Source organism: Ruegeria sp. CL6, from assembly GCF_056536465.1.
Genome location: NZ_JBQFPR010000002.1, coordinates 571,114 through 587,809 on the forward strand (window position 1 = coordinate 571,114; position 16,696 = coordinate 587,809).

At 59.5% G+C, this 16,696-nt stretch carries 18 protein-coding genes and 1 pseudogene; all 19 read right to left on the reverse strand.

The annotated features are described in order from the left end of the window. Positions 1-188: 188 nt before the first annotated feature. A complete protein-coding gene (gene nuoG / locus ACR0LH_RS07725; RefSeq protein WP_480720383.1) occupies positions 189-2,210 on the reverse strand; it encodes an NADH-quinone oxidoreductase subunit NuoG in 2,022 nt (673 codons plus the stop codon). A 5-nt stretch (positions 2,211-2,215) separates the two neighbouring features. Next, the gene (locus tag ACR0LH_RS07730) at positions 2,216-2,695 is read right to left on the reverse strand and encodes a DUF5333 domain-containing protein (protein WP_480720384.1); all 480 of its coding nucleotides are present in this window, start codon (positions 2,693-2,695) and stop codon (positions 2,216-2,218) included. After that, the gene (locus ACR0LH_RS07735; protein ID WP_480681150.1) at positions 2,692-3,087 is read right to left on the reverse strand and encodes a hypothetical protein; all 396 of its coding nucleotides are present in this window, start codon (positions 3,085-3,087) and stop codon (positions 2,692-2,694) included. The genes ACR0LH_RS07730 and ACR0LH_RS07735 overlap by 4 nt, the downstream gene beginning before the upstream one ends. After that, complete coding sequence (locus ACR0LH_RS07740; RefSeq protein ID WP_170548818.1) at positions 3,087-3,503, reverse strand: MAPEG family protein; 417 nt, start codon at positions 3,501-3,503, stop codon at positions 3,087-3,089. The genes ACR0LH_RS07735 and ACR0LH_RS07740 overlap by 1 nt, the downstream gene beginning before the upstream one ends. Positions 3,504-3,508: 5 nt before the next feature. After that, a complete protein-coding gene (nuoF, locus tag ACR0LH_RS07745; RefSeq protein ID WP_170483801.1) occupies positions 3,509-4,807 on the reverse strand; it encodes an NADH-quinone oxidoreductase subunit NuoF in 1,299 nt (432 codons plus the stop codon). A 12-nt stretch (positions 4,808-4,819) separates the two neighbouring features. Further along, a complete protein-coding gene (locus tag ACR0LH_RS07750; RefSeq protein ID WP_170384982.1) occupies positions 4,820-5,041 on the reverse strand; it encodes a DUF5337 domain-containing protein in 222 nt (73 codons plus the stop codon). Then, positions 5,038-6,172, reverse strand: a pseudogene (gene nuoE, locus ACR0LH_RS07755) (NADH-quinone oxidoreductase subunit NuoE). Before nuoE ends, ACR0LH_RS07750 begins: the two are co-directional and overlap by 4 nt. Further along, the gene (locus ACR0LH_RS07760; protein WP_170384253.1) at positions 6,172-7,395 is read right to left on the reverse strand and encodes an NADH-quinone oxidoreductase subunit D; all 1,224 of its coding nucleotides are present in this window, start codon (positions 7,393-7,395) and stop codon (positions 6,172-6,174) included. The pseudogene nuoE and the gene ACR0LH_RS07760 overlap by 1 nt, the downstream one beginning before the upstream one ends. After that, on the reverse strand, positions 7,395-7,517 hold the full coding sequence (locus tag ACR0LH_RS07765) for a hypothetical protein (RefSeq protein ID WP_257599041.1): 123 nt from the start codon (positions 7,515-7,517) through the stop codon (positions 7,395-7,397). Before ACR0LH_RS07765 ends, ACR0LH_RS07760 begins: the two co-directional genes overlap by 1 nt. A gap of 1 nt (position 7,518) precedes the next feature. Next, positions 7,519-7,695, reverse strand: a complete 177-nt coding sequence (locus ACR0LH_RS07770) for a hypothetical protein (protein ID WP_170384255.1) — start codon at positions 7,693-7,695, stop codon at positions 7,519-7,521. Between the two features lie 2 nt (positions 7,696-7,697). Further along, positions 7,698-8,300: an NADH-quinone oxidoreductase subunit C gene (locus ACR0LH_RS07775; RefSeq protein WP_170384257.1), complete on the reverse strand. Its 603-nt coding sequence runs from the start codon at positions 8,298-8,300 to the stop codon at positions 7,698-7,700. Between the two features lie 11 nt (positions 8,301-8,311). Beyond that, entirely contained in the window at positions 8,312-8,845 is a 534-nt protein-coding gene (locus ACR0LH_RS07780; protein WP_037307875.1) for a NuoB/complex I 20 kDa subunit family protein, read from the reverse strand. Next, entirely contained in the window at positions 8,836-9,201 is a 366-nt protein-coding gene (locus tag ACR0LH_RS07785; RefSeq protein ID WP_050602775.1) for an NADH-quinone oxidoreductase subunit A, read from the reverse strand. The genes ACR0LH_RS07780 and ACR0LH_RS07785 overlap by 10 nt, the downstream gene beginning before the upstream one ends. Before the next feature lie 187 nt (positions 9,202-9,388). Continuing rightward, positions 9,389-10,177: a crotonase/enoyl-CoA hydratase family protein gene (locus ACR0LH_RS07790; protein ID WP_480720386.1), complete on the reverse strand. Its 789-nt coding sequence runs from the start codon at positions 10,175-10,177 to the stop codon at positions 9,389-9,391. A gap of 8 nt (positions 10,178-10,185) precedes the next feature. Then, entirely contained in the window at positions 10,186-11,040 is an 855-nt protein-coding gene (locus tag ACR0LH_RS07795) for a hydroxymethylglutaryl-CoA lyase (RefSeq protein ID WP_480720387.1), read from the reverse strand. Between the two features lie 66 nt (positions 11,041-11,106). After that, entirely contained in the window at positions 11,107-13,035 is a 1,929-nt protein-coding gene (locus ACR0LH_RS07800) for an acetyl/propionyl/methylcrotonyl-CoA carboxylase subunit alpha (protein ID WP_480720388.1), read from the reverse strand. A 5-nt stretch (positions 13,036-13,040) separates the two neighbouring features. Beyond that, positions 13,041-13,460 carry an ASCH domain-containing protein gene (locus ACR0LH_RS07805; protein WP_480720389.1) on the reverse strand — a complete coding sequence of 140 codons (420 nt, stop codon included), beginning with the start codon at positions 13,458-13,460 and terminating at the stop codon, positions 13,041-13,043. Positions 13,461-13,465: 5 nt separating this feature from the next. After that, the gene (locus ACR0LH_RS07810; protein ID WP_480720390.1) at positions 13,466-15,070 is read right to left on the reverse strand and encodes a carboxyl transferase domain-containing protein; all 1,605 of its coding nucleotides are present in this window, start codon (positions 15,068-15,070) and stop codon (positions 13,466-13,468) included. After that, entirely contained in the window at positions 15,071-16,600 is a 1,530-nt protein-coding gene (locus tag ACR0LH_RS07815) for an AMP-binding protein (RefSeq protein ID WP_480720391.1), read from the reverse strand. Positions 16,601-16,696 lie beyond the last annotated feature (96 nt).

Sequence of the window (16,696 nt, forward strand, 5' to 3'; positions counted from 1 at the left end):
GGTATTCCGTTTTCCGCGCGTGACGCAAAGGCCAGATGCCTGCGCGTTTCGCGGCTGGGTCGGCGCGTTGGTGTAAACAGCATCTACTGCCATTGCGCCACCCTTATTCTTTCGCTTCAAACGCAATTCGGACGCAGGTACCTGCCACAAGGCGGCCGCGCGCGAGTGCGATATGAAAAGGTTCTGGTTCATTCGGCCGCAATCTTTTCGGATTTGCGGGCCTGCGCCTGCGCTGACAGCTCGGCCATCAGCTGAGAGGCGCGCGCGACCGGGTTGGTCAGGTAGAAGTCCTTGACCGCGCTCCGGAAAGTCGCTTTCCCCAGCGGACCGGCCTCAAACGGCTGAACCTCGTTTTCGATCACCTGGTCGATCTGAGCGAGGTGCGGCACAGCTTCGATCAACGCGCTGCGGAGTTGCGCCAACGAGTCGAATGGAAGCGTAGCGCCAAGTTCCGCGGACAGAGCACGCAAAATGGCCCAGTTTTCCTTGGCCTCACCCGGAGCAAACCCCGCGCGCATCGCCAGTTGCGGTCGCCCTTCGGTGTTCACAAACAGGCCGTTTTCTTCTGTATAAGCGGCACCCGGCAAGATCACATCCGCGCGATGAGCGCCGCGATCACCGTGGCTGCCCTGATAAATTACAAAGGCGCCTTCGCCGATCTCAACCTCGTCTGCACCGAGATTATAGATCACGTCTGCGGCGCTGATTGCGTCCATACCGCCTTCGTTGGTGGCCGCCACATCCATCGCGCCCACGCGCGACGCGGCTGTGTGCAGAATGATCAGTCCGCTTTCTGTTTTGGCGGCTATCGTCTGCGCAGCGGCCAAAACCGCTGCACCGTCTGCCTCTTGCAATGCGCCCTGCCCAACGACGACCAACGAGCGTTTGGCCTTGATCTCGTCATCACCACCCATATCAAGGACTTTTTGCAGCGCGGCACGGTCATCGCCCATGTGGTGATAGTCATAGGTCAAATCCGCAGCCGGACCGACCAAGGCAACCTCGGCCCCGTGCGCCCAAGCCTTACGGATGCGCGCATTCAGAACCGGAGCTTCGTCCCGAGGGTTGGTTCCGATCAACAGGATACGCTCGGCCGTGTCGATATCTTCGATGGCAGCAGTCCCGGCATAAGCACCACGATTGCCCGCAGGCAGCTTGGACCCGTCGGTACGACATTCGACGACACCGCCCTGCCCTTCGATCATCTGCTTAAGCGCAAAGATTGCCTCGACCGGAGCCAGATCGCCTACGATACCGGCGGGCTTTTCAGCACCTTTAAGTGCTTCGGCGGCTTTGGTCAGCGCTTCGGGCCACGTGGCCGGACGCAACTTGCCGTTTTCGCGCACATAGGGCTTATCCAGACGCTGGCGGCGCAGCCCGTCCCAGACGAAACGGGTCTTGTCGCTAATCCACTCCTCATTCACGCCGTCATGGTTGCGCGGAAGAAAGCGCATCACCTCGCGCCCTTTCGTATCCACTCGGATGTTCGAACCCAGAGCGTCCATGACGTCGATGCTCTCAGTCTTGGTCAGTTCCCACGGACGAGCGGTAAAGGCATAAGGCTTTGAGGTCAGCGCCCCAACAGGGCACAGATCAATAATGTTGCCCTGCAGGTTCGAGTCCAGCGTCTGGTTCAGGTACGAGGTGATCTCGGCATCTTCGCCACGCCCCGTCTGGCCCATCTGGGTGATCCCGGCGACCTCGGTGGTAAAGCGCACGCAGCGGGTGCAGCTTATGCAGCGCGTCATCGCCGTGCCGACCAGCGGACCCAGGTCCAGATCGTCAACGGCGCGCTTCGCTTCCTTGAAGCGTGTACCCGACAGACCATAAGCCATCGCCTGATCCTGCAGATCACACTCACCACCCTGATCGCAGATCGGGCAATCCAGAGGGTGGTTGATCAGCAAAAACTCCATCACCCCTTCGCGGGCCTTCTTGACCATGGGCGAGTTCGTCTTGACCACAGGCGGCTGACCCTCCGGTCCCGGTCGCAGATCACGCACCTGCATCGCGCAAGACGCCGCAGGCTTCGGTGGCCCCCCTACAACCTCAACCAAACACATCCGGCAGTTCCCGGCGATCGACAGACGCTCGTGGTAACAGAAACGCGGCACCTCGACCCCGGCTTGCTCACAAGCTTGGATCAGGGTCATCGCACCATCGACTTCGATTTCCTGCCCGTCGATATTAATCTTGCGGAGGTCAGACATGGCTTTCAGTTCGCCCTCAAATACACGCCAATGGCGCTGTTTCTATCGATTTCCTTCTTGCCCAACGCGCAGAAGGATTTGGGGTTTTCGTAGGACGCACCGTTTTGCGCCAGATACGCCTCGCCCTTGGCGCGCATCCGGGCTTTTTCAGCGCCAGACTCCACGTACTCTCGGATTTCCTTATCCGAATACCCCAGTTTGTTTGCTTTGGACCGGAGGTTCCACATCACGCCTATCGCCTTCAGCCGACGTCCGGTGATCGTCGGGCAAATCTCCGAAATCTCGTTTGCGATAGCGATGTAGTAAAGTTCGTTGTCGATCTCTTTGACATCGCGCAAAGGCGCTTTGGCCTGCGCCAAGTCCGGGAAAGTCAGCAAAAGCGTTGCGACAAGCAATTTCGCACCCAGCCGCACGACGCCAAACTGCTCGGAAAGCCCGAAACCTCTGGCGCGCATAAAGGCTTGATATGCGAAAGTGCGCTTCATGGGCGCAGGCACTTTCCGGCAAACGTCAGCTTGTCATCACTGATGCGTAGGTTCTGCGGATCCGTATCCGGCCCGACTTTCCAATCAATCCGAGACGAGCCAAAATTCGCGATACAGAACTTGGTTCCCTCGTAGCGCCCAGCCTCACGTGCTCCGTCAAGCGAAGCAGACACCCCGTTCACCACCACGGTAAAATCGGTAAGCGACACTTTCTTGTCGACGACTTTTGCCTTTGCGCGAAAGTACTGACCGTCAAAAACCACGCGGTCAGAGGACGGCGTGACCAATCCACACGAGGACACGAATACCAGGGCGGCCAACGCGCCAAGAACCCGGGCATGCGGTGCCGTTCGGTAAGACCGGGAAGCCAGATGATCGTCTCGCAATACCATTAGAACGCGGCCACCAACGCCAGAATTGCCGTGACGAACATACACGCCCAGCCAACCACATAAAGAACCGATCGCAACCCACTGTAAGGTTTGCCAATTCCGCGGATGTGAACAAACAGCATCGCTAGGCGCGCCAACAGCGCAATCGACGCCAGCAGGTTCACCCAGAACGGGCTGACACTCATCAATATCGCAGCGAATGTAACCGCTGCATAAGCTGGCAGCGTTTCGGTTCCGTTCAAATAGGCGCGGTTCAGGCGATAGGCCCGGTCCTCATAATCCTGCTCGGGCGAGGCACCCGGAGCCAGCCCTTTACCCTGCTTGGCCAATGCCGTGAACGGTGCCAAGAACAGCACGGCAAGAGTGAAAACCATCACCGACGCGACTGCGTGACCGTATTCTGCAAAAACGTCCATGCCCTCTACTCCGCTGCCATCGCACCCAAACGACCCGATTTCTGAGCCTTGATGCGATCTTCAATCTCTTCGCGGAAGTTGCGGATCAGCCCTTGGATCGGCCATGCGGCGGCATCCCCCAGGGCGCAGATCGTGTGACCTTCGACCTGTTTGGTCACGTCGAACAACATGTCGATCTCTTCCAGTTCAGCCTCGCCCCGAACCAGACGGTCCATAACGCGCATCATCCAGCCTGTACCCTCGCGGCACGGCGTACACTGACCACAGCTTTCGTGTTTGTAGAACTTCGACAGCCGCCAGATGGCCTTGATGATATCAGTGGACTTGTCCATCACAATCACCGCCGCCGTCCCAAGGCCCGAGCCAAGATCGTTGCGCAGATAGTCGAAATCCATGATCGCATCGCGCATGTTCTCGCCCCGCACACACGGCACAGACGAGCCACCCGGAATGACCGCCAGCAGATTGTCCCAGCCACCGCGAATACCGCCGCAATGGGTTTCGATCAGCTCCTCGAACGAGATCGACATCGCCTCTTCGACCACACAAGGGTTGTTCACATGGCCTGAAATCGCGAACAGTTTGGTGCCAGCGTTGTTCTGACGGCCAAAACCGGCAAACCAGTCCGCGCCACGGCGCAAGATGGTAGGCACAACCGCGATGGATTCCACGTTGTTCACTGTGGTCGGGCAACCATAGAGGCCAGCTCCCGCAGGGAACGGAGGCTTCATCCGCGGCATACCCTTCTTACCCTCAAGACTTTCGATCAGCGCGGTTTCTTCGCCGCAGATATACGCTCCCGCGCCGTGATGCAGGAACAGGTCGAAATCCCAGCCCGAGCCAGCGGCGTTCTTGCCCAGCAGCCCGGCGTCATAGGCTTCGTCAATCGCGGCCTGCAGCGCCTCGCGCTCGCGGATATACTCACCGCGCAGGTAGATATAGCAAGCATGCGCATTCATCGCGAAAGAGGCGATCAGGCACCCTTCGATCAGCGTATGCGGATCATGGCGCATGATCTCGCGGTCCTTGCAGGTGCCCGGTTCGGATTCATCTGCGTTTACAACCAGATAGGCCGGGCGTCCGTCGCTTTCTTTGGGCATGAACGACCATTTCAGGCCAGTCGGGAAGCCCGCACCGCCGCGACCGCGCAGGCCCGAGTCCTTCATCGTCTGGATGATCCAGTCACGGCCCTTTTCGATCAGGCCAGCCGTGCCGTCCCAATGCCCGCGCGCCTGCGCACCACGCAATGTGCGCTCATGCATCCCGTAGATGTTGGTAAAGATCCGGTCCTGATCCTTCAGCATCGCGTGTTACCTTCAGCTATCCTGACGCATGCGCCAGAGTTGAAAAATGTTGACGCCCGCATAGATGAAACCCGCCAGAGCAGCGAGATCAAACAACACCGCATGACGCGCTGTCAGTTGCAGGGCCGGGCCAACGAACAGGTTCATGGCAAGCCAGAACAACATCGTCACGGCGATGACGATGCCTATGTGACGTCCCTTGCGGGCTATGGCTTGTTCTTTGTCCTTGTTCATCTCACCCTGATGCCCCGGATGGGCACCGTTGTTCCATTTTCGCAAGCGCCGCCAGAAGCCGCGCTTTTTGCAGTTTCAAATTCACTCGCCAGCAGCGAGTTCGGCGGCTTGTTCAATCCAGCCATCGCGCTCGATCCGGCCCTTGAACTTCAGTTGCGCGTCCACCCAGGCCACCTGTTCAGGTGTCCAACTCGCAATCTGGTCAAAGTGGAAAAATCCAAGCGCGTTCAGTTTTTCTTCCAGCTTCGGTCCGACCCCTTTCAACAACTTCAGGTCGTCGGCCTTGCCGTCTCGTGCTGCCGTCAGAGTTTCGGGCTGCACTTCCTTGGCCTTCGCCTCCTCTGCCTGCTTTACCGCTGGTTTCGCTGGCGCAGGCCCTTTCGGTGGTTTCGGCGCCGCCTTGGTCGCGGCCGCCTTGCCATCCGCACCCAGCCAAGGCGTCAGAATCGGGACTTCGGTGCCGTCTATACGCTTGACCGTGTCGCCCAGATCGGTCGCAATCTCAACACTGGCGTTGTACTTGGGCTTTCCAGCTTCGTATTCGTTCAGGCTGCTCAGGCCGCTCAGCGGTTCCGCCGCATAGCGCCCATTCTGCGGTCCCGGTGTCGGCACCTTGCCCGCAACCAGATCGTCGATGATCTTGCCAAAGCTCTCAGCCGTCAGGTCTTCGTAATAGTCCTTGCCGATCTGCGCCATCGGCGCGTTGGTGCAAGAGCCGAGGCACTCGACCTCCTCCCAGCTCAGCTTACCATCGGCGGACAGTTCATGCGGTTTCGCTGCAATCTTGTCCTTGCAGACGGCGATCAGATCCTCGGCCCCGCAGATCATGCAGGACGTTGTGCCGCAAACCTGAATATGCGCGACAGAGCCAACGGGCTGGAGTTGGAACATGAAGTAGAACGAGGCCACCTCAAGCACGCGGATATAGGCCATGCCCAACATGTCGGCGACAGATTCAATCGCAGGACGGGACAGCCAACCCTCCTGCTCTTGCGCGCGCCACAGCAGAGGGATCACCGCACTGGCCTGACGACCCTCGGGGTATTTGGTGATCTGCGCTTCGGCCCATTGCTGGTTGGCTGCGGTGAAGACAAAGCTTTCGGGTTGTTCGGGGTGAAGACGGCGGAGCATTAGCGGTCAATCTCTCCAAATACGACGTCCATGGTGCCAATGATGGCGGCAACGTCGGCCAGTTGGTGGCCCTTGGCGACGTGATCCATGGCTTGCAGGTGCAGGAAGCCCGGCGCGCGCAGCTTTGCGCGGTAGGGTTTGTTGGTGCCGTCGGCGACCAGATAAACGCCGAATTCGCCCTTTGGGGCTTCGACGGCGGCATAGACCTCGCCCGCAGGGACGTGGAAGCCTTCGGTATACAGCTTGAAATGATGGATCAGGCTTTCCATCGAGGTCTTCATGTCCGAGCGTTTCGGCGGGGTGATCTTGCCTCGTGCAAGAACGTCTCCGGGGCATTCGCGGATTTTGGCGATCGCCTGACGGATGATCGACAGCGACTGGCGCATTTCCTCCATGCGAACAAGGTAACGGTCGTAACAATCACCGTTCTTGCCAACCGGAATCTGGAACTCGAACTCGTCATAGCATTCGTAGGGCTGCGCGCGGCGCAAATCCCATGCCAGACCCGAGCCGCGTACCATCACGCCCGAGAAGCCGTATTTCTGGATGTCATCCTCGGACACCACGCCAATATCGGCGTTGCGTTGCTTGAAGATGCGGTTTTCGGTCAGCAGCCCGTCGATATCATCCAAAACGGCGGGGAATTCGTGGCTCCATGCCTCGATATCGTCCAGCAGCTCGGGCGGCAGGTCCTGATGTACACCACCGGGGCGGAAATACGCGGCGTGCAGGCGGGCACCGCAGGCACGCTCATAGAACACCATCAGCTTTTCGCGCTCCTCGAACCCCCACAGAGGCGGAGTCAGCGCGCCCACATCCATCGCTTGCGTGGTCACGTTCAGCAGGTGGTTCAGGATGCGCCCGATCTCGGAATACAGAACCCGGATCAGCGAACCTCGGCGCGGCACTTCCACACCGGTCAGTTTCTCAATGGCCAGACACCAGGCATGTTCCTGATTCATCGGCGCGACGTAGTCCAGACGGTCGAAATACGGCAGATTCTGCAGATACGTCCGGCTTTCCATCAGCTTTTCGGTGCCACGGTGCAGCAGGCCGATATGCGGGTCGCAGCGTTCCACGATCTCGCCGTCCAGCTCAAGCACAAGACGCAAAACTCCATGCGCCGCAGGGTGTTGCGGGCCGAAGTTAATGTTAAAGTTGCGGATCTTCTGTTCTCCGCTCAGCGCGTCCGTGCTGCCGTCATCGTATCTTGAGCCGTCCATCAACGCCCTCGTTTCTTCTTCGCTTCGGCCCGAACCCGGACCTTTTCGGCCTCGGCCGCTTTGGCTGCGGCCCCTGCCAGCAATACGCCCAGCGCGCCCAAAATTATCAGTTCGCCCATCATGTCAGCGTCGCTCCATCTCTTGCAGCTTCAGCGCCATCATCCAAAGCAGGACAATCACCACCGGAGAGATGATGCATGCAAACGCCCAGTTCTTATTGATCCCGAAATGCGGAAGCAGCTTGATCATCGGAACGACCGTCGCCACCACCAGTGCTATCCAGATCAGGAACTCAAACATGACTACGACTCCTGTTTTTCATCCCCCGGCAAAATGTAATTTGCGCCTTCCCAAGGGGACATGAAATCGAATTGGCGGTATTCCTGAACAAGGCTGACGGGTTCGTAGACCACGCGCTTTTGCGACTCGTCATATCGCACTTCGGTATAGCCAGTGGTCGGAAAATCCTTGCGCAGCGGATAGCCACGAAATCCATAGTCGGTCAGAATACGCCGCAAGTCCGGATGCCCCGAGAACAGGATGCCGAACATGTCGAACACCTCACGCTCGAACCAGTTGGCCGAGGGGTGAACGTCAACGATCGAAGGCACCATGTCTTCTTCGCGGATGGAGACCCGCAGGCGGATACGCTGGTTCTGGTACATCGACAGGAAGTGATAAACCACATCGAACCGCTTGGCGCGTTCGGGGTAATCCACGCCCGTGATGTCCACGAGGGTCGAGAACTTGCAGTTCTGATCCGATCTGAGAAACTCTACAAATTCCACCAGGTTCGACGGAGCCACGTCCACGTTCAGTTCGCCATGGGTCACATCCCAGGACAAAACACAGTCTGCCCGCTTCAGCTCTAGCTGCATGCCGAGTTCTTTGAGTGCTTCGCTCATTTGCCCCCTCCTCAGCGCACGATGGTTCCGGTGCGGCGGATTTTACGCTGCAACTGCATCAGCCCGTACAAAAGCGCCTCGGCCGTCGGAGGGCAGCCGGGTACGTAAATGTCGACAGGAACGATGCGGTCACACCCACGCACGACGGAATAGGAATAGTGGTAATACCCGCCACCATTGGCGCAAGACCCCATCGAGATCACATAGCGCGGCTCGGGCATCTGGTCGTAGACCTTGCGCAGCGCCGGGGCCATCTTATTGGTCAGCGTCCCCGCAACAATCATCACATCCGACTGACGCGGAGAGGCGCGCGGCGCAATGCCGAACCGTTCGGCATCATAACGCGGCATCGAGGTGTGCATCATCTCAACTGCGCAGCAGGCCAGACCAAAAGTCATCCAGTGCAAAGACCCGGTGCGCGCCCAGTTAATGATGTCCTCGGTCGAGGTCAGCAGAAAGCCTTTGTCCTGCAATTCAGCATTCAGGGCTTGGGTCGCGACTTCCTTGTCGACGCCTGCGGTATTTGCGCCCGTCATCACTCCCATTCCAAGGCCCCTTTCTTCCATTCATAGGCAAAGCCAATGGTCAGAACGCCCAGAAACACCATCATGGACCAGAACCCCACGTCGCTGATGTCCTTGAACCCAACGGCCCAAGGGAACAGAAAGGCAATTTCCAGATCGAAGATGATGAAAAGAATCGAAACCAGATAGAAACGGACATCGAACTTCATCCGCGCATCATCAAAGGCGTTAAAGCCACATTCATATGCGCTGACCTTTTCAGGGTCGGGATTGCGGACCGCCAGAACCACAGCAGCCAGAATCAGGACGATTCCAAGGCCCACGGCAACGGCCAGAAACACCAGGATCGGGAGGTACTCCCGCAGCAGGTCTTCCACGAATAGCTCCTTTCCTGCGCATGTCCCGAAAGGACGCGCCGTCAATTGGCGTGTTGACTGGACATTCTCTATCCGCGCGGGGTCAGAGGGTCAACCGAACACAAACGCGCAGGAGCTTATTAATACCTTTCCCCTGGCGGATATTCTGGTGGTTATTTCCCTTTTGGCTCTAGGCACCTGCCGGAACCTAAACCTTAGTGTTCCATACAGGTTTTCTCTTGCTGAAAAACGCGCTGATTCCCTCGTGAGCCTCATCGGTTTCCCAGCGGTCCACAAGCGCCCGGATCGTTTGATCAATCACCGCGTCGTCGATCTGTGGCCCCAGCTTTTGAACCAGCGCTTTGGCCGAGGCCACGGCACCCGGCGCACAGGACAGATAAGGCGCAACCTCAGCCTCAACCGCCTCGGCAAGCGCGTCCACTTCAACTACCCTGGCAAGCAACCCAAGTTGTACAGCTTCGGTCGCGTCGAAGATGCGCGCCGACATGAAAACACGCCGCGCCCGCGCCTCGCCCATACGGGCAACGACATAAGGGCCAATGGTTGCGGGAATCAGGCCAAGGCGGGCTTCGGTCAGCCCCATCTTTGCTGTCTTCACTCCGATCGCAACATCACACACCGCCGCCATGCCAACGCCGCCGCCGAATGCGTTGCCCTGAACTGCTCCGATCAGGGGTTTCGACAACGTGTTCAGCGCCTGCAACATCTCGGCCAACTTGCGCGCTTCGGTAAAGCGGGTCTGGGGATCGGCAGCCATCTGGTCCTGCATCCATCCCAAATCCCCTCCGGCGCAGAAACTTTTACCCGCGCCGGACAACACGACCACTCGCACCGATGGGTCAGCGCCCAACTGTTCGGCGGCCTGCGTCAGTTCGGAAATCATCTGCGCCGACATCGCGTTGTGCTTTTCCGCACGATCAAGCGTCAGTGAGGCCACACCTCGGGTGTCCACTTGAACTGAAATCGTTTCAAACATGTCTGCCCTCACGCCCCGCGCATTGCGCGCGCCATCTCCGCGGCTTCTTCAACGATGATCGGATCGACACCTGTTTCGTATCCAAGCCGCTCAAGATGCGCCGCAACTGCTTCTGTCGCCACATTTCCTGCGGCTCCGGGCGCGTAGGGGCACCCTCCCAATCCTCCGACCGCCGAGTCGAAGGTGCGCACACCCAAGGCAAGCGCAGCGTCGATATTGTCGATGGCCCGTCCGTTCGTGTCGTGAAAATGGCCTGCCAAACGCGTTACCGGCACCCGCTTTTGCACCGCCAGCAGCATATGTGCGACGGTATCAGGCGTGCCCTGTCCAACCGTGTCCCCCAAAGACACTTCGTAGCAGCCCAGCGCAAACAAAGTATCCGCAACCTCTGCCACTTTCTCGGGATCAGTGGGGCCATCATAGGGACAGTCCGTCACGCATGAGACATAGCCCCGCACTGGAAGGTCAATGTGCCGAGCAGCTTCCAGAATCGGGGTAAAGCGTTCGATGGATTCCGCGATCGAAGCGTTGATATTGGCCTTTGAAAACCCCTCGGAGGCTGAGGCAAATACGGCAATCTCATCTGCTTTGGCCGCCAGCGCGTCTTCGTACCCGCGCATATTCGGTGTCAGCGCGGCATAGCGCACACCATCGGCACGAGAGATCCCGGCCAGCACTTCGGCACTGCCCGCCATCTGCGGCACCCATTTGGGCGAGACAAAGCTGGCCACCTCGATACGGTTGAACCCGGCACGGCTCAGACAATCGACCAGAGCGATCTTTTCGGCCACCGGGATTTCCCGCTTTTCATTCTGCAGGCCGTCGCGGGGCCCCACTTCAAAGATTTCAACCCGATCACCCATGGCTGCGCCCCTCCCTGATTGCCGCTGTGAACCCGACCTTGCCACGTTGCGTCCGCATGGGACAGGTCATTCCTCCTCCAACCGGACCAGAGCGGCACCGGCCTCGACCTGCCCGCCAGCTTCGGCGAGCACTTCGGCAACCACGCCGTCACGCGCCGCCAACAAAGAATGCTCCATCTTCATGGCCTCCAGAATGGCCAGACGATCGCCTTCCTGCACGGTTTGCCCGACCTGCGCGAAAATGGCCTTTACCAATCCGGGCATCGGAGCCTCGATCACATTTGTGTCGCCAACGGCGCTTGCATCTCGGTCCAGCGGGTCAACGACATCGAACGTCTGCCCGTAGTTCTCGAAAACCGTGATCCTCGACCCTGCCATGGCAACGCGCGGCATGGGCTGGCCACCCACGATCCATTTCCCGGCTTTTCGTTCGGCCAGAACCGAGTTGTCCCCGACCTGCCAAAGTTGTCGGTCCGGTCCGTCCACCTGAACATCCAGATCAATCACGTCCTCGGCCATCAATTGGGTCGCCCGATGCAGGGGCGCCCAAAGAGAGAACCCACATTCTTCGTCCGTATCCACCAGACCCAGTGCCGTCATCGCCGCCGAAACACAGGTGGACGCCGCAACCGGAACCGGTTCGATCAACGCATCCAAGTCTCGCCCGATCAGCCCTGTATCCACATCCCCCGCCGCAAATCCGGTATGTCGCGTCAACGCCCCCAGAAACCCAAGGTTTGTCACGGTCCCGGCGACCTCAGTACGCGACAACGCCCGGTGCAACTGTTCCAACGCAATCTGGCGTGTTGGCCCGTGCACAATGACCTTGGCGATCATCGGATCGTACCAGGGACTGATCGTATCACCCGCCCGAACGCCGCTATCCGCCCGACAAGCCGTCGGGAACTGCAAGTGAGTCAGCTTGCCCGTCGCAGGCAGGAACCCCTTGGGCACATCTTCGGCGTAAAGCCGCGCCTCGAACGCGTGGCCGGTGATCGACAGCTCTTGTTGTTTCTTCGGCAGCGTCTCACCCGAGGCAACGCGCAGTTGCCATTCAACCAGATCGACACCCGTAATAGCCTCGGTCACAGGATGCTCGACCTGCAGGCGCGTGTTCATTTCCATGAACCAGAACCGATCTGGCCGCAGCCCGTCCGAAGCATCGACGATAAATTCAACCGTGCCTGCGCCTTTGTAGCCAATCGCCTCGGCCGCCCTGACACCCGCCTGACCCATGGCATCGCGCATTTCAGGCGTCATACCGGGGGCAGGCGCTTCCTCGATCACCTTTTGATGGCGTCTCTGCAACGAACAGTCGCGCTCGAACAGATGCACCGCATGGGTCCCATCTCCGAAAACCTGCACTTCGATATGGCGCGGCTTGGCGACGAACTTCTCGACCAGCACGGCATCGTTACCAAAGGCTGTGCGCGCCTCGCCGCGCGCGCTGTCCAACGCTTGCGTGAAATCCTCGGGTTGTTCAACCAGCCGCATCCCCTTGCCGCCGCCGCCCGCGACCGCTTTGATCAGCACAGGATAGCCGATGGTATCCGCAGCACCCGCCAGATGCTCGGGGTCCTGATTTTCGCCGTGATAGCCCGGCACAACCGGAACGCCCGCCTGCTCCATCAACACCTTGGCTGCGTCTTTGAGACCCATTTTGCGGATCGCATCGGCCGAGGGGCCAATAAAGGTTAATCCAGCCGCCTCAACCGCATCGACGAAGTCCGGATTCTCGGACAAAAAACCATATCCGGGATGGATCGCCTGCGCGCCGGTGTCCAGTGCGGCCTGAATGATCACATCGCCCTTCAAATAGCTCTCAGCCGGGGCCGCACCGCCGATATGCACCGCCTCATCCGCCATCTGCACATGTTTGGCCGAGGCGTCCACGTCAGAGTAGACCGCGACGCAGGCCACACCCAACTTCTGAGCGGTTTCCATCACGCGGCAGGCGATCTCACCCCGGTTGGCAATCAGGATTTTGTTGAACATGTTTCTTACTCCTCCGACGCCAAATCTTCGACCAGCCGAAACCGCTCGCAGAGCAATTCTATCTCTGGGTCAAATCCACCGTTGCGCTCGAAGTATCGGCGGTGATCCTCGCGCCAACCTTCAAGTGTTTCGTTCTCGCCTTCAGCCAGGGCAAACGCCTCGGTCATATCGCAGAACCGGCTGACCGTGACCTCAAGCGTCTCGATCACCAAAGCCGGACGACCATCCCACTCCAGAGCAATATCGCGCCGCCCGACCACTGGGGTTTCTGCGCTGCCTTCCGGATAATCCCGCAGCGCGCCGCAGGTTGCCGTTTTCCGACCTGCGCGTACCAAGCCCAACAGTTCAGCGCTCATCGATGCGCTGTCACCGAACTTGAAGGTTTGCGCACCGGGATAACGGGTCAAAACGTCCTTTAAGGTCATGACGGTCACATCCTGAACACGCCGAAACGTGTCTCCTCGATCGGGGCGTTCAACGCAGCGCTCAGCGACAGGGCCAGCACATCGCGCGATTTACGCGGGTCGATGATGCCGTCATCCCAAAGCCGCGCCGAGGCATAGAGCGGGTGCGATTGCTCCTCGAACATATCCAGCGTCGGACGCTTGAATTCGGCTTCTTCCTCGGCCGACCACGAGCCGCCCTGCCGTTCGATCCCGTCGCGTTTGACTGTGGCCAGAACACCCGCCGCCTGCTCGCCGCCCATCACGGAAATGCGCGAGTTCGGCCACGTCCACAGGAACCGTGGCTGATAGGCACGACCGGCCATCCCGTAGTTCCCAGCCCCGAATGAGCCGCCCACCAGCATCGTGATCTTCGGGACCGAGGTCGTCGCCACCGCCGTCACCATCTTGGCCCCATGCCGCGCGATGCCCTCATTTTCGTATTTCCGGCCCACCATGAACCCGGTGATGTTCTGCAAAAACACCAGTGGGATGCGACGCTGCGAACACAGCTCGACAAAATGCGCGCCCTTCTGTGCGGCCTCGGAAAACAGCACGCCGTTATTGGCAATGATCCCCACCGGGCAGCCTTTGACATGGGCAAACCCGGTCACCAACGTTTCACCAAACCGAGGCTTGAATTCGTCGAACCGAGAGCCATCGACCAGCCGGGCAATCACCTCGCGGATATCGTAGGGCGTGCGCAGATCGGCGGGGACAACGCCCAGAATTTCCTCGGGATCATAGGCCGGGTCTTCGGGGTTGGCCCAATCCACCGTCTGCGGCTTGCGCAGGTTCAGCGAGCCAACAGCCCGACGCGCCAAAGCCAACGCATGCGCGTCATCTTCGGCCAGATAGTCCGCCACACCAGACAGGCGCGTATGAACATCGCCACCGCCCAGATCCTCGGCGCTGACGACCTCACCCGTCGCGGCCTTGACCAGAGGCGGCCCGGCCAGAAAGATCGTACCCTGTTCTTTCACGATGATCGTCACATCCGACATCGCAGGCACATAAGCCCCGCCCGCGGTACACGACCCCATTACCACCGCGATCTGAGCGATCCCCTTGGCGCTCATCCGCGCCTGATTGTAGAAGATGCGGCCAAAGTGGTCGCGGTCGGGGAAAACCTCATCCTGATTAGGCAGGTTCGCGCCGCCGCTATCGACCAGATAGATGCAGGGCAGTTGGTTTTCCTCGGCGATCTCCTGCGCGCGGAGGTGTTTTTTGACCGACATCGGATAGTAAGTGCCGCCCTTCACGGTGGCATCGTTGCACACCACCATGACCTCGCGCCCCTGCACCCTGCCAATGCCCGCGATCACGCCGGCAGCAGGTGCGGCATCGCCATACATCCCATGCGCCGCCGTCGCGCTGATCTCCAGAAACGGAGACCCCGGATCGAGCAGGTTCGCCACCCGCCTGCGCGGAAGCATCTTGCCGCGCGATTCATGCCGCGCACGGGATTTCTCGCCCCCACCCATTCGGGCGGCTTCGGCAGCGGCTGAGATTTGCGCCAGAGCGTCCAAGTGCGCTGCGCGGTTCGACCGAAAGCCCTCAGAGGCGGGCATGGCTTTGGATGTGAGTTTCATTTACGCGGTCTCCAATTCCAACTTAGCACGACGCTTCAATTCCTTCCGAATAACCTTCCCCGTCACTGTCATCGGCAATTCCTCCAGAAACGCCACCTCGCGCGGATAGGAATACTGCGCCAGACGGTCCTTGACCCAGTCCTGCAACTCCTCGCTGGTTGCCTCGGCCTCTGGTTTCAGCACCACATAGGCCTTCACGATCTCGGTCCGCAGCTTGTCGGGCTTACCCACCACACCCACCGTCGCAACCGCCGGGTGGGTCAGCAGGCAATCCTCGATCTCGGCGGGGCCGATGCGGTATCCGGCCGAAGTGATCACGTCATCATCGCGCCCGACAAAGCGTAGGTAGTCGCCCTCCCACACGCCCCGGTCTCCGGTGATCAGCCAATCGCCCCGGAATTTCTGCTCCGTTTCTTCAGGCCGGTTCCAATATTCCAGCAGCATCGAGGCCGAGCCGCGCCGGATGGCCACGTCACCCTCGTCGCTGGTTGGGTTGCCGTCTTCGTCGATCACCGCCACCTCATGCCCCGGCACCGGTTTACCGATACAGCCGGGACGCACGGGGAAATCTTCGGCGCAGGAGGAGACGACCATATTGCACTCGGTCTGCCCATAGAATTCGTTGATCGTCAGACCAAACGATTGCTGCCCCCATGCCAGCATCTCGGCCCCCAGCGGCTCACCGCCCGAGGCGACCGAGCGCAGGCCGGGGATGCTCTGATCCGCCGCTTTTAGCATCCGCAATGCGGTGGGGGGAAAGAACACGTTCCGTGCCTCACCGCGCGCGACTACATCGGCGCAGGTTTCGGGGGTGAACTTTTCAAGCCGTGCCGCGACCACCGGGATGCCCAGCGCCAGACCCGGCATCAACACATCAAACAGCCCGCCAATCCATGCCCAGTCAGCAGGCGTCCATAGGCAGTCGCCTTCACGCAAGTGATTGTGGCTAATCGAAACACCCGGCACGTGGCCCGTCAGAACCCGGTGCCCGTGCAGCGCACCTTTCGGGCTTCCTGTGGTGCCAGACGTATAGATCAAAACTGCCGGGTCATCAGGACCCGTATCGGCAAAAGGAATTTGCTCGTCCGTTGACGGAATCTGGTCAACCTGAACCGGACGCGCCAGACCATCCAGCATTTTGCTGCCCTCGTAGTCGGTCAGTACACTTTCGACGCCCGCGTCCGCTATCCGAGAGGCAAGCGCGTCGTGTTTGAACAGTTTGAACAAAGGGACCGAGACCGCGCCGATCTTCCAGATAGCCAAATGTGCCGCAGCGCACCACGGTGATTGACTGAGAAGCACACCAACCCGATCGCCGGGTTGCACCAGTTGCCGCAAATGCCCAGCGACCCCATCTGTCATTCGGGCCAGTTTTCCAAAATTGATGTCCTGACGCGTACCAGACGTCAGATTAACAATCGCGGTGTTCTCGTCGGGTTGAGAAAGGCATTGCCGCGCCATGTTCAACCGGCCGGGGATCGCCCAGCCTCCATCAGCGTACAAACCGGGTATGCGCCTAGAGGGACACATGACGGAAACCCCTTGTTTTCCTGAGGTTTCCTTGACCTGCGTCGCCACCACAAATCACGTGAACTTGATGCAGATCAGAGTTGGCAGCGATCCGGT